Origin of the sequence: Streptococcus phocae (genome assembly GCF_001302265.1) — a bacterium.
Classification (GTDB): domain Bacteria; phylum Bacillota; class Bacilli; order Lactobacillales; family Streptococcaceae; genus Streptococcus; species Streptococcus phocae.
In genome coordinates this window covers 1-13,484 of sequence record NZ_LHQM01000020.1, presented here as the reverse complement: position 1 = coordinate 13,484, position 13,484 = coordinate 1, and the positions used below count along the sequence as shown (strand labels likewise).

General features: G+C 39.6%; 13 protein-coding genes and 3 pseudogenes. 2 read left to right on the top strand and 14 right to left on the bottom strand.

Features of this window, described 5'->3' with window-relative positions; all coding sequences use genetic code 11:
* Positions 1–67: 67 nt before the first annotated feature.
* The 8 genes from manA to uvrA form a co-directional block, all read right to left on the bottom strand.
* Positions 68–1,021 carry a mannose-6-phosphate isomerase, class I gene (manA, locus tag AKK44_RS05310; protein WP_054278825.1) on the bottom strand — a complete coding sequence of 318 codons (954 nt, stop codon included), beginning with the start codon at positions 1,019–1,021 and terminating at the stop codon, positions 68–70.
* 182 nt (positions 1,022–1,203) lie between these two features.
* On the bottom strand, positions 1,204–1,659 hold the full coding sequence (nusB, locus tag AKK44_RS05305; protein WP_054278824.1) for a transcription antitermination factor NusB: 456 nt from the start codon (positions 1,657–1,659) through the stop codon (positions 1,204–1,206).
* A complete protein-coding gene (locus AKK44_RS05300; RefSeq protein WP_054278823.1) occupies positions 1,652–2,041 on the bottom strand; it encodes an Asp23/Gls24 family envelope stress response protein in 390 nt (129 codons plus the stop codon). Before AKK44_RS05300 ends, nusB begins: the two co-directional genes overlap by 8 nt.
* A gap of 41 nt (positions 2,042–2,082) precedes the next feature.
* The gene (gene efp / locus AKK44_RS05295) at positions 2,083–2,640 is read right to left on the bottom strand and encodes an elongation factor P (RefSeq protein WP_037594892.1); all 558 of its coding nucleotides are present in this window, start codon (positions 2,638–2,640) and stop codon (positions 2,083–2,085) included.
* A gap of 378 nt (positions 2,641–3,018) precedes the next feature.
* Positions 3,019–3,888: a hypothetical protein gene (locus tag AKK44_RS05290; protein WP_054278822.1), complete on the bottom strand. Its 870-nt coding sequence runs from the start codon at positions 3,886–3,888 to the stop codon at positions 3,019–3,021.
* 456 nt (positions 3,889–4,344) lie between these two features.
* Positions 4,345–4,806, bottom strand: coding sequence for a deoxycytidylate deaminase (locus AKK44_RS05285; RefSeq protein WP_037594890.1), 462 nt, complete (start codon positions 4,804–4,806; stop codon positions 4,345–4,347).
* A 36-nt stretch (positions 4,807–4,842) separates the two neighbouring features.
* Positions 4,843–5,916: a M24 family metallopeptidase gene (locus AKK44_RS05280; RefSeq protein WP_054278821.1), complete on the bottom strand. Its 1,074-nt coding sequence runs from the start codon at positions 5,914–5,916 to the stop codon at positions 4,843–4,845.
* Between the two features lie 161 nt (positions 5,917–6,077).
* Positions 6,078–8,906 (bottom strand): excinuclease ABC subunit UvrA, encoded by a 2,829-nt coding sequence (gene uvrA, locus AKK44_RS05275; protein WP_054278820.1) that lies wholly within the window; start codon positions 8,904–8,906, stop codon positions 6,078–6,080.
* Positions 8,907–9,108: 202 nt separating this feature from the next.
* Between uvrA and AKK44_RS05270 the strand changes: the two genes are divergently transcribed.
* Positions 9,109–10,053: a magnesium transporter CorA family protein gene (locus AKK44_RS05270; RefSeq protein ID WP_037594884.1), complete on the top strand. Its 945-nt coding sequence runs from the start codon at positions 9,109–9,111 to the stop codon at positions 10,051–10,053.
* 62 nt (positions 10,054–10,115) lie between these two features.
* Positions 10,116–10,778 (top strand): DUF1129 domain-containing protein, encoded by a 663-nt coding sequence (locus tag AKK44_RS05265; protein ID WP_054278844.1) that lies wholly within the window; start codon positions 10,116–10,118, stop codon positions 10,776–10,778.
* A 103-nt stretch (positions 10,779–10,881) separates the two neighbouring features.
* Here the strand turns inward: AKK44_RS05265 and AKK44_RS09385 are convergent.
* The 6 genes and pseudogenes from AKK44_RS09385 to AKK44_RS09165 all read right to left on the bottom strand — a co-directional run.
* A pseudogene (locus AKK44_RS09385) lies at positions 10,882–11,000 on the bottom strand (IS3 family transposase); the annotation flags it as partial.
* Positions 11,000–11,116: pseudogene (locus AKK44_RS08865) on the bottom strand (IS3 family transposase); the annotation flags it as partial. The pseudogenes AKK44_RS09385 and AKK44_RS08865, both read right to left, overlap by 1 nt.
* Positions 11,117–11,300: 184 nt before the next feature.
* The gene (locus AKK44_RS05260; RefSeq protein ID WP_054278819.1) at positions 11,301–11,582 is read right to left on the bottom strand and encodes a hypothetical protein; all 282 of its coding nucleotides are present in this window, start codon (positions 11,580–11,582) and stop codon (positions 11,301–11,303) included.
* Positions 11,583–11,601: 19 nt separating this feature from the next.
* Positions 11,602–11,940, bottom strand: coding sequence for a type II toxin-antitoxin system PemK/MazF family toxin (locus tag AKK44_RS05255; RefSeq protein ID WP_054278818.1), 339 nt, complete (start codon positions 11,938–11,940; stop codon positions 11,602–11,604).
* Positions 11,940–12,176: an AbrB/MazE/SpoVT family DNA-binding domain-containing protein gene (locus AKK44_RS05250; RefSeq protein ID WP_054278817.1), complete on the bottom strand. Its 237-nt coding sequence runs from the start codon at positions 12,174–12,176 to the stop codon at positions 11,940–11,942. The genes AKK44_RS05255 and AKK44_RS05250 overlap by 1 nt, the downstream gene beginning before the upstream one ends.
* 710 nt (positions 12,177–12,886) lie before the next feature.
* Positions 12,887–13,277 (bottom strand): annotated as a pseudogene (locus AKK44_RS09165) (IS3 family transposase); the annotation flags it as partial.
* Between the last annotated feature and the right edge of the window lie 207 nt (positions 13,278–13,484).

The following is a 13,484-nucleotide window of genomic DNA, read 5'->3' as shown; positions in this document are numbered from 1 at the left end:
CTACATAGAAACTTAGCGCAATCCTGTTTTTAGCAGGCGCTTGTTTTCTCATGATAAGATAATCATTTTATAATAACTTGTTTGGATGACTAACAATCATCTCCAAATTCCCATCAAAAGACCAGCTTTTGACATCATTTGGCAAAATGAAATGCATGCCTTTTTCAATATCATAGACGTCTTGATTGACCATCAGGCGTCCTTGGCCATCTAGGACACTGACCAGTAAATAATCTGCTGACTGTCTCATGCCAACTGATTGCGTAACCGTCCATTTATAAACGGTGAAAAAAGGATTAGAGACTAACGTGGTTGTTGCTAGATTGTCCAAAACCATGGTCGCAGGCACACTGTTTTGAGGTCTACCAATAGTCAGCACATCTATGGATTGTTCGATATGGAGTTCTCTTGGACGACCCTGTGGGTCTTTGCGGTCAAAATCATAAACACGATAGGTCGTGTCTGATGACTGTTGCGTCTCTAAAATCAAAATCCCCTTACCAATGGCATGCATGGTTCCGCTTGGAACATAGAAAAAATCTCCTGCCTTCACTGGAACACGGGTCAAAAGATTATCCCAATCGCCCGTTTCAATCATCTTACGGAGCTCTTCTTTTGAGCTTGCCTTATGCCCGTACACAATCTCTGAGCCTTCTTCAGCTGAAATAATGTACCAGCATTCTGTTTTGCCCAACTCCCCCTCATGCGTCATGGCATAGGCATCATCTGGATGAACCTGAACGCTTAACCAATCGTTAGCATCTAAAATTTTCGTCAACAGTGGAAATACTTTTTCCTTAGGATTGCCAAATAATTCTGGATGGTTTGTGTACAACTGGTTTAACTGACTACCTTGAAAACGTCCATTAACAACTGTCGACACCCCATTAGGGTGCGCCGAAATTGCCCAATATTCACCAGTAGTTTCTGTCGGCAAGTCATACCCAAAAACATCTCGTAATTTGGTACCACCCCACAATTTATCATGCATACACGACTCTAGAAATAACGGCTCTGCCATAATTAATCTCTCTCCCTTGTGATACGATCTTCCAGCCCATTATATCATTTTAAGGCAACTGTGGCTAATACCTTTTACAAAGGTCCTTTCCAAAAGATCTTTAGAAAACAAAAAGACAAAGTCCTCAAACGGAATTTTGTCTTCGCAATAGATAAGCGTAAGTAACAGCTGACACATGCTTTTTAGTCTGTCGCTGCGTCATCGTCTTCTGTTGACACAAACTGGCTAAGCAATCCATTGATAAACTTAGCAGAGGTCTCATCTGAATATTTCTTGGCGATTTCGATGATTTCGTTCAAAGCGACACGGTCAGGCGTCTCTTCGAACAAGGTGATCTCAAATAAGCCCAGACGCAACATGGTAAGGTCTGCGACCGTCAAACGTTCAATTGACCACCCTGTTTTTAAATGCTTGATAATCAAGTCATCGAGTTCTGCCTTATGATTGGTGACCCCGTTAACAAGATTCAACAAGAAAACAGGCAGTTCAGACGGCTGGTCATCCTCAGCGATTGCTTTGTCATGGTCGTAGGCAAACTGTGATGCGAGTAGAAAATCACCGCCCATTTCCATCGTAAATAGAGCCTGAAAAGCACGCTCGCGTAAGTCTCTCCTTGAGTTTTGGAAACGTTTAGTCATCTAGAAAATCCTCATCAAACAAAGACTTCATCTCTGGTTTTGGAGTTTTTTCAGGAACAATCCCTTCAACACGAATGTTAACCGCAGCAATAGTTACCTCTGCCATGTCGTAGACAGCAGACTTCACAGCTTTTTGGATAGCCATAGACACTGCAGGCACATTAACACCATATTGCAAATAAACATGGATATCTACCGTAACCGTACCATCGTCGTCTGTTTTTAGGTAAACCCCTTTTCCTAGACTGGCTTTATTAAAACTATCCGCCATTTTTTTATTGTGAAGGGAATGAACGCCCTCAACTTGTATTGCAGCAATTCCTGTGATTACTTCAAGGACTCGTGGTGAAATAACAATATCACCGATATGTTCAGTTGTCATAGCATTTCCTTTCTTTTCTTTGGTCGATTTGTTGAAAGGGATTAAGCACGAGAAACGTATGTCCCCTCAGACGTGTTGATAACCAATTTTTGACCCACTTCGATAAAGTCTGGAACGTTAACCACAAGACCTGTCTCAAGAGTAGCTGGTTTACCAGAACCTGTCACAGTTGCTCCTTTAATAGAAGGTTGTGTTTCTGTCACTGTCAATTCAACCGTAGTTGGAACCGTAACACCAATCACTTCAGTACCGTAAAATTGGATTTTAACGTCAGAATTTTCAAGAACGTATAGTAGCTCTTGTTCAACATTAGCTACCGGAATCTCATACTGGTCATAAGTATCTGTGTTCATGAAGTAAGCTGTATCATCCATTTTGTACAAATATTGTGCTGGAATGGTTTCAATGATTGCTTGCTCAAATTTTTCATCTGGACGGTAAGTGGTATCAAAGGTAGAGCCTGTACGCACGTCGCGCAACTTCATACGCATGATAGTGTTTCCCTTACCTGGTTTGTGGTGACTTGCCTCAAGGACGCGTATTAATTTTCCTTCGTTGACAAATGTCATGCCTGCTTTAAGCTTGCTTGCTTCAATCATTATTATTACCTCTTACTAAAATATTTATCATCTCATTATACAATGAATAAAACATTTTGTCACGTACTCTATCGAAAACCCTCTAAATCAACCTTTCAACTGGCAATAAATCTTGCTTTTAATCGTTAAAAATCGCAATTTCACGTAAATTCTGTACCTTTTCTGCACCCTTTTACTCTAATTCTCTAAACACATTAACTACTCTTTCCGTCGATTTAACTTTACTTCGTTTATGTTAAGTAAAGATGCTATTTTAGGGTGAGTCAAATTAGCTGTAAACATCAACGATGCTATTTCCTCTATCTTTTTTACCATCGTTCAAAATAGCCCCCTTCCTTAATATTTTTTAGCATAATAAAAAGCCACACGATGTGTGACTTATAACATCTTCTCAATTACTATTAATTTAACCTGTCCATCAAAATTATTTTCTGGTCCTATTAATATTCGCTTCTTCCCCTCAAAATCAGTATCCTTAAGAAACGACTCACTAAATTGCTCTTCATCAAAAACATTTTTTGAAACAAAGTGATAATCTTCTCCAGGAACTAAATCATCGTCATCTGTTTCTATAACTCTAATAACACCAGAATAATTATCTGCCTTTGCCTCACGAATATTACCCCTTAAAAAAAAGGTTTCATCACTTGTAAATGAATGAGACTTGAATTTTTTGCTATCATTATTATCTAATTCTAAAGAGCTGCTATTTCCTTCAAGTTTAACTTTCGAAACAGATTGTCCATCAATAGGCTTAGTTAAATTTTGTAAACACTTTGCTGTTTCCTCTGCTAATTCAGGAATATTAATTGGACATTCGATGGTTACGCTCCCACTATTTTTAGAAATATAATTCACTAAACCATTCGTATTCTCAATTTTTACTTCTATTTTCTTACCCTCTTCCTTTGCTCTAATTTTATACGTAATAAAATCATAAATATTTTTTATTGTCTGTAAAATATCTCCATTATTTTGAAGAATGAATGGTGTAATAGGAAAGACTACATTTTGGATTCCTATTAAAACATCTGTTTCCCAAGAACCTGAGTGAGGGTTAATTAATTGTATTTTCAAATTTTGATAATCAGACTCAGCCATTTTTGACTTGCCTTCTGCAAATAAATAAATTTTTTCTATTAACTTTTGAAGAGAGGTTAACGATTGTGCCAACACTCGAATATCTGTCCCTTCTTCAAAACTTACACCATTCCCTTGTATATTTAACGTAATAACCTCATTAATCATATAGTTATCTCCTAACTTTTATCACTTTAATAATACTATTAAAAAAGCCTTTACACAATAGATATAATGGGCTTTATGATAAAAGTATGGAATTTGTATCAAATTCAACAAGAACAGTCGTAATCGAACAGGCAAATAGTCTTATGCCGTGGACATTACATAGACTTTCTCAAGACGCTACTCTAATATCTTCTAACCGTTAATAAATCTTAATTTGAACGTATATCCACGTTACAAGCAAAATAAAAAACGAGCTCTCTGACAAGCTCGATAATTTTATACTATATTTCTAATCCTTTCATGCACCTTTTGAGAATAACCAACAATATGATGCGTGAAACCGTTCTATCAACAATCTTAAAATATTTATGATAAAACAGTCCATTTTACCACAAAAGTACTTGGGGCTCAAATGTTTTTCTGATGACTCTTGGGCTAACCCTGACTGAGTCATCTTTAAGGCTCAGCCTTTTCTCCCAATAAAATTTGGGGCACATCGTGCTGCTCGTAGGCAACACCTTTTTTGTCCATCAATTCAATGGCAAATGGGTGCATGCGGTAGGCAGTTTTATAGGTGATTTTGCTAATCCCCGCCTGCAAGAGAGCTTTGGTGCAGTTGATGCACGGAAAATGAGTCACATAGAGCTCTGTTCCGTCGGTTGAAATGCCTTCTTTGGCACACTGAATTAACGCATTCATCTCAGCATGGACAGTTCTAATACAGTGACCTGACTCCATGTAGTGACCAGCTTCGTCACAGTTATCTGTAGCAGACACCCCACCATTATAACCTGTGGCAATAATTCTATTTTCTTTGACCAAAACAGCCCCTACAAAAGCTCGGTCGCAAGTCGATCGCTTTGACATCAGCTCTGCATTTGCCATAAAATAATCCTGCCACGATAAACGATTTGCCATCAATTCTTCTCCTTGGTTTTTTGGTGACTAAGATAATTACAAAACAATTAAATCTTTAGGCGCCTTGGTCAACACCTGACAACCCGTTTCTGTAATCACCAAGTCATCTTCGATACGTACGCCGTATTTATTAGCTAAATAAATCCCAGGCTCATCTGTCACCACCATCCCTGCTAGCAAGGATTGGTCAGATTTGCCAAAAAATGGAATCTCATGGATATCAAGCCCAACACCATGACCAATACCATGCGTAAAGCGCTCGCCATAACCCGCTTCCGTGATCAGCTGGCGAGGAATACTGTCATAGTCACGATAAGACAGTCCTGCGCGAGCTTTACCAATCAAAGCTTGATTGGCCGCAAGGACAATCTCATAGATCTCACGTTCTTCATCTGTGACTTGACCTATATGAATAGTTCTCGTCATGTCGCTAGCATAATGGTTGTAGTAGCATCCGAAATCCAAGGTCAGGGTCTCTCCTGTTTGGATGATTTTATCACTTGCACGCCCATGAGGCATGGCAGAACGGGCTCCCGACGCAGCAATGGTATCAAAAGAAACACCGCTAGCTCCGTACTGTCGCATGCGAAAATCCAAAAAATCTGCGACCTCGCGTTCGCTAGTTACTCCTGGTTTGATAAAATCAAGAACGTCTAAGAAAGCCTTATCTGAAATGGCACAAGCCTTTGCAATGGTTTCAATTTCAAAAGAATCTTTGACCACGCGCAAATGTTCAACAAAACCCGACTGAGCTAGTAAGCGAACTTTTGGAAAAGCAAGCTGCATGGCTTGGTAAGTCGAAAAAGGTACTTGATCTTCAAAACCTAGACAATCCAAGTGATCAGCGCTTAACAGGTCAGCAACAACTGCTAGAGGGGTACGGCTTTCAACAATATCGAACCCTACTACTGAAGACTTAGCAATCAAGGTATAACGAGAATCGGTGATAAAAACACACCGGTTTTGACTGATAAAAACAGTTGCTGCTGTACCAGAAAAGCCTGTTAAGTAATAAATATTAGTTAAATTAGTAATCAACATCGCCTCTATTTTCTGATCCTTGAGCTGTTGTTGACAGCGACGCACACGCTCTTCTAAAAATGGTGACATAGCAAACTCCTTTTATTCAAAAACTATTTTAAGTTTACCATGATTCCAAATCATTTCAAAGTGGAATAGTGATTAAAAAAAGAGCCAAAGGCTCTTTAAAAGATTTCACAGCAACGACTAAATTACAGCCTAAACCAAGCAAATCATCTCGCTTTTGCGCTTTACTGATTTAATTTCAATCGCAAATACTGACCTGTATAACTTTCCGCAACCTCAGCAACTTCTTCTGGTGTTCCTGTGGCAATCACTTGACCACCTCCGATACCACCTTCTGGTCCTAGGTCAATCAAGTGGTCTGCAGATTTAATCACATCTAAGTTGTGCTCAATAACTAAGACGGTGTTCCCGTCATCTACAAAACGTTCTAAGACTTTTAACAATCGTGCAATATCATCCGTATGAAGCCCTGTTGTGGGCTCATCTAAAATATAAAGACTCTTGCCTGTTGAGCGTTTGTGCAGCTCACTAGCCAATTTCATTCGTTGGGCCTCGCCTCCAGATAATGTCGTTGCTGACTGCCCGAGGGTCACGTAGCCCAGACCAACATCTTTGATGGTTTGGATTTTCCGAGCTATTTTCGGAATTGCCGCAAAAAAGCTTACCGCATCATCAACAGTCATGTCTAAAATATCAGCGATATTTTTACCCTTGTAACGCACTTCCAACGTTTCAGAATTGTAGCGTTTGCCATGACATACTTCACATGGCACGTAGACATCTGGTAGAAAATGCATCTCAATCTTGATAATGCCATCTCCAGAACAAGCCTCACAACGCCCGCCTTTAACATTAAACGAAAAGCGCCCCTTTTTGTAGCCACGAATTTTGGCCTCATTGGTCTGAGCAAACAAATCTCGAATGTCGTCAAAAACCCCCGTATAGGTAGCAGGATTTGATCGCGGCGTCCGTCCGATAGGACTTTGGTCGATGTCTATAAGACGCTCAATGTGCTCAATTCCTGAAATGGAACGGTGCTTCCCTGGTTTTTCGCTATTGCGATTCAGCTGTTGAGCTACTGCTTTTTTCAAAATACTATTAATCAGCGTCGATTTCCCAGAGCCTGAAACCCCAGTAACTGCGATAAACTTCCCTAGAGGAATGCGAACATCGACTTGCTTGAGGTTGTTCTCAGAAGCTCCCTTAATGTCAATAAAGCGTCCATTGCCTGCCCTGCGCTCCAAAGGAACTGGGATGGATTTTTTACCTGACAAATATTGACCTGTAATGGACTTTTTCACTTTTGCCACTTGCTTTGGTGTTCCTGAGGCCATGATTTCGCCGCCAAAAGCGCCAGCTCCAGGTCCCACATCAATCAACCAGTCTGCCTGCATCATGGTATCTTCATCATGTTCAACCACAATCAAGGTATTTCCCAAATCGCGCATTTTCTTCAAGCTTTCAATTAAGCGATCATTATCTCTTTGGTGCAAACCAATAGAAGGCTCATCCAAAATATAAAGCACACCAGACAGATTGGATCCGATTTGCGTGGCTAAGCGAATCCGCTGGCTCTCACCACCTGACAAGGTTCCTGCTGCGCGCGACAAGGTCAAATAATTAAGGCCCACATTGCTTAGAAAGGTCAGGCGGTCATGAATTTCTTTGACAATGGGCTTAGCGATGGTTTGTCCATTTTCTGACAAATCAAGCTCTGCCAACAGTGCCAGATGATCTTCTATAGACAGCTCTGAAATTTGTCCAATATGAGGACCTGTTTCCCCACCAACACGAACACATAGCGCCTGATCATTCAAACGGTACCCTCGGCAGGTGACACAAGGCAACTCATTCATGTAGGTACGCATTGCATTGCGCGTGTAGTCGCTATTGGTTTCGTGGTAGCGACGGCTAATGTTGATGACCACCCCTTCAAAAGGCATGTCGAGATTGCGCTCGCCCCCAAAATCATTCACGTAATGAAAATGGAAAGTCTTATCTCCAGACCCATTTAGAATAATCTCTTTATCATTGCTGCTTAGTGCTTCAAAAGGCGTATCCATGTCAATACCAAAGCTTGTCATGGCTTGCTCTAACATGGTTGGGTAATAGTTTGACGAGATTGGATTCCACGGAGCCAAAGCGCCATCTCTGAGTGTTTTTGTAGAGTCAGGAACCACTAAATCCAAGTCGACTTCTAGCTTGATGCCTAATCCATCACAGGTCGAGCAGGACCCAAAGGGAGCATTAAATGAAAAGAGACGTGGCTCTAATTCTGGAACAGTAAAGCCACAAATAGGACAAGAATAGTGCTCTGAAAAAAGCAAATCATTGCCATCCATGGTATCAATAATCAGATAACCATCTCCCAGGCGCAAAGCCGCCTCAACAGAATCAAATAATCGACTACGAATGCCATCTTTATTGACCAATCGGTCAATCACCACTTCAATATTGTGCATCTGCCCCTTAGATAAATCGGGCGCTTCAGCGATGTCAAAAATCTCGCCATCCACACGGACACGCACATAGCCATCTTTTTGGATTTTTTCAAAAACGGTTTTGTGTTGCCCTTTTTTACGGCGAACAATTGGTGCTAAAATTTGCATTCGGCTGCGCTCTGGCAGCGCCAGCACCTGCTCCACAATTTGCTCTACCGAAGAAGCCGTAATAGCACCATGACCGTTCACACAGTACGGAGTCCCAACACGCGCATAAAGCAGTCGCAAATAATCATTGATTTCAGTAACTGTTCCCACTGTGGATCTTGGGTTTTTACTAGTCGTTTTTTGGTCTATCGAAATGGCTGGACTGAGCCCATCAATCGAGTCCACATCAGGCTTTTCCATATTGCCCAAAAACTGCCTCGCGTAAGCTGACAAACTCTCCACATAACGTCTTTGCCCCTCAGCATAGATAGTATCAAAAGCCAAGCTGGACTTGCCAGAGCCTGATAAACCTGTTACCACAACTAACTTATCTCTGGGGATTTCCACATCAATATTTTTTAAATTGTGAGCTCTCGCTCCATGTATGATTAATTTATTTTGCATGATTATCGTGCCCGAAGGCACCCTCCTAATCGACATTTTCTTTATTATATCAAAAGTTTCTCATAATCAGTTGCCCCAAACATTGGCATTTTTGGTATAATGGATAAGTATTGAGAAAATTTCAGGAAAAGGTTGGAAAAACCATTCTTGCCCATCTGTTATGGATCTCTTTGCACAGTAATCACCAAAAGGAGGGCTTGTCATGAAACAGATGTTTCTGTCATCGGCAATTGAATTCAAAGAAATAGAAACATTCGAGCCAGGAGCTTGGATTAAATTGGTAAACCCTTCCCAGGAAGAATCAAAAGCCATTGCCGATCAATTTAACATTGACATTTCTGACCTTCGGGCTCCTTTGGACGTTGAAGAAACGTCTCGTATTGCTGTCGAAGCAGACTATACTTTAATCATCGTCGACGTTCCCACCTACGAGGAGCGCAATAACAAAAGCTACTATGTCACCGTTCCGCTAGGTATTATTGTCACCGAAAATGCAGTGATCACAACTTCCTTGCATGACATGGCACTATTTGACCACTTCCACAATCGCAGGGTCAAAAACTTCTACACGTTTATGAAAACACGCTTTGTGTTTCAGATTTTGTATCGGAACGCCGAGCTCTTTCTGACCGCCCTAAGGACCATCGACCGCCAAAGCGAACGCTTGGAAGCACAGCTAGAAGCTGCTACACGAAACGAAGAGCTTATCGACATGATGGAACTTGAAAAATCCATCGTCTACCTAAAAGCATCATTGAAATTTAACGAGCGTATTGTCAAAAAATTATCAAGCTCAACCAGCTCACTTAAAAAATATATCGAAGACGAGGACCTGCTTGAGGATACCTTGATTGAAACCCAACAGGCGATTGAGATGGCTGGCATTTACGAAAATGTCTTGAACGCCATGACAGAAACCACCGCCTCTATTATCAACAACAACCAGAATACCATCATGAAAACCTTGGCGTTGATGACCATGGCCTTGGACATTCCGACTGTTATCTTTTCAGCCTACGGGATGAACTTTCAGGACAACTGGCTACCGCTAAATGGCTTAGAGCACTCGTTTTGGTATATCGTGCTTATCGCCATGCTCTTTAGTTCCTTTGTTGTGATTTACTTTATCAGAAAGAAATGGTTCTAACCTGGCACAAACTGGTCACAACTCTCTTACCTATCAACTACTATACAGGAGACCTTATCCCTATGGATTTACAACAGCTCACTAAAAAAAATCAAGAATTTATCCACATCGCCACTAACAAACTTATCCAAGATGGCAAGTCCAACGATGACATCAAAGCCATCCTCGAAGATGTGCTCCCTACAATTTTGGAACATCAAAAAAAAGGCATCACTGCTAGAAACCTTCTAGGAGCCCCTACTAATTGGGCGGCCTCTTTTAGCGAAACAGCAACAGGCAAAAATAACAAGTCAGCCCAGGAAAAAAATACTAACCCTTGGCTAATGTGGTTAGATACTTCCTTGCTCATTATCGGACTGGTTGCACTGCTAAACGGTATCATGGCTCTATTTAGCGCCAAAACTGAGGTCACAGGTATTCTGTCTCTCTTGACACTTGGTTTTGGAGGTGGAGCTTCAATGTATGCCACCTATTATTTTGTTTACCGTCACATCGGCAAAGACAAAAAGAGTCGCCCAAGCTGGTTTAAAATCATTACAGCTCTTACCTTGGCCATGTTTATCTGGTTCGCCCTTTACTCAGCGACAGCCTTTTTACCACTTGCACTCAATCCTAAATTACCACCAATTGCTTTACTTATCATCGGAGCAGGCTCCCTTGGCGCACGCTTCTTCCTACAAAGCAAATACAACATTCAAAATGCCATGGCTGTCTCACAAGACTAATCAAAAAGGCTCTTTGTCATCTGTAGTGGATGACTTATAGCTAAACAAAAGAGAGTACCAATCTGAACACCTCCTGTCAAGTAGACTATGAAATAATAAAAGATTAAGCAACGGCCTTGTTCCTCATTTCAAGAGGGCAAGGCCGTTATTGCGTTCTTGAAATCGTTGGTTATGGTAAAAGTAGATATATGCATCAATATCATCAACTAACTCTTCATAGCTGAGGGGGGTAACTCATATTCTTTGATAAGCTCACTTCGTTTCATACCAGCCTTGTGAAGGTCAACGATTTGTTGTTTGAACTCGTCGGTAAAGTGACAGTGGATTTTTCTAGATATAGATTCTCCTATTTTCTTTAATGTAGAACACTTTATAGATTCTGTCTAGTTTAGTGTAACCGATTCAATTTTAACTCAGCATAAATCGCTCTGATACCGATAAAAACCCCCTAGAGAAATGTTATTCCTTAGGGGGTCGATGTGGTTGTTTACTATTCCAAATATCCTCGATTTTGTTTATTGTTTAACCACCAATAATAATATATCCAATTAGCATTGTGATATAGAAAGAGAAAATTAAACTTATACCGAGTAATAAAAGTTTTAGATTTTTCCCAAGTATAGATAAACTTGTAATAATTACACCAATAATTGGGAAAATGTCAAGTAGGATTTTATTTCTGATGTAGTAATTTTCTCCTAGATATTTGGCAGGGGTAAAGATTAAAATAATCCAAATGATTATAGTAATTGCTATGATGTGATTGCTATATTTTTTTTCAAATTGTTGTATATTTTTTAACATCCAATTGATCCTATCTAAACTAATCATCTTTAGAAATTAGCGCCGATACATTTTGAAGAACCTTGTTAATTAACTCTTCGGGAACTTCTTCCACCACACGATAATCTCTCGCTGTTAAATCAATAGTTCTAGCCTGTTCACAAATGACATAACCAGCTGTTTTTATTCCATAGCTACCTAAATCAACACGTGTAGGGTAGTTTCTATCCGTGTTCGTAATCGGCACAACCATCACAAGATTTGAAAGTTTGTTAAAAAAACTGTTGCTGATAACCATAGCAAGTCTATAACCCGCTTGCTTATGACCTAATTGAGGATTGAAATTAACTTTAATGATTGTTCCTTGTTTTAAAGCCATTACCAAACCTCTATGCCGTCTGGTTGACCCCAATCAAGTTCTTTTTCGTCAATTCGTCCTTCAAAACCATCAAACAATCCTTTTATTGACGGTTTCTCTGCTGGCTTTAGTACCAATCCTTTTTCTGTTATAGAAAAATTTATTTCTTGATTAACTTGCCATTGTAACTCGTCAATCACTTTCTTGGGTAAACGAATAGCATTGCTATTGCCCCATTTCTGCAAAATTAGCCCCATATCTATAATCTCCTTTGTACATATAACTGTATATACATTGTATCACTTTTTGTTTTATGTTTCAACTTCGCTAAGCAGGATGATACCAAACTAATTAAGAATATATAGCATTGGCAAGTACATTATCAAACGTAAAACTACTTCGGATATATCAAAGATGTTATACGACTGATAATGGAAAGCTGTAGTCTAAATCACTGATCCTATGATACTCAAATAAAATAAGGTGCAGAGCATTATTAATAACAAAATTCCCTTACCTTTTTTCCTAGAACCAAAAAAATAGTAGATTAGTACTTTTCTTCTTAAAAGAATCGCGACTAAGGCAGAAAAAACGACAGTCAATAGACGTCCAAATAAAAAAGGAGAAATTCCATCTTAATAGTCCCTTCTTTCTTCTAAAGTAAATAAATAGTCTTCTTCACTGTCTTCTTTAACTTTGTTTTTTTGTCTCAGAGACGGACCAAGGAATAACTATGTCACCAGGATTGCAATCCATACTGAGCCTAATCCAGAATACAAGACTGGTCTGCCCCAACTAAAGATAAAGCTTACAATGGACAACAGGACTCCTACCAAGGCTAATCCTATCATATAGACATACCAAGTAAGGTAAGTTTCTATTTTCGTTAGTGTAGAACACTTTATAGATTCTGTCTAGTTTAGTGTAACCGATTCACTCTAAGGTATTCATCCTCATATTGGAGTCACTCTAACCCAGTCATTTCCTCGAGTTTCTTCTTTGGATGACGTCCCATCTTTCTTGCCCTCCCTCTTGTTTTCTCAACAATAGTATACCCATTTTTCTTGTATTGTGCTATCCAATTAGAAAGCATGCCATAGCTTGGGGGACCATAGTCCAATGCCCTTGATAGATCTATTTTCTAGTAAAACCCTATCAATCATTTCTTTTTTAAGTTCAGAGGAATAGTAGTTATTTTTTCTTTTTCTAACACTCTCAACACCATACCTATCCATAAGCTTTATCAGGTACTGGAGATTGGAAGGACTAACATCGTATGTTTCACTAATCTGAGACCAGGTCATACCATTCCTTCTTAGTTCATATATCTCTAGTTTATTTTCATAAGTCGATTTCATCAAAAAAACACCCCAATCGTTAGATTTTGTGTCTAACTTTTGGGGTGCGGCTCATTGCTTAGGGGGTTTTTATTTTTAAGGCATTATTTTAAATTATAATATTATTTTTAAACGAAATATACAATAACAACAAAACAAGTATTATGGATAGTATCCAGATTAAAATCCATTGCTTTCTTGTAAATTTATTTTTTTAGTGGTTTCTAC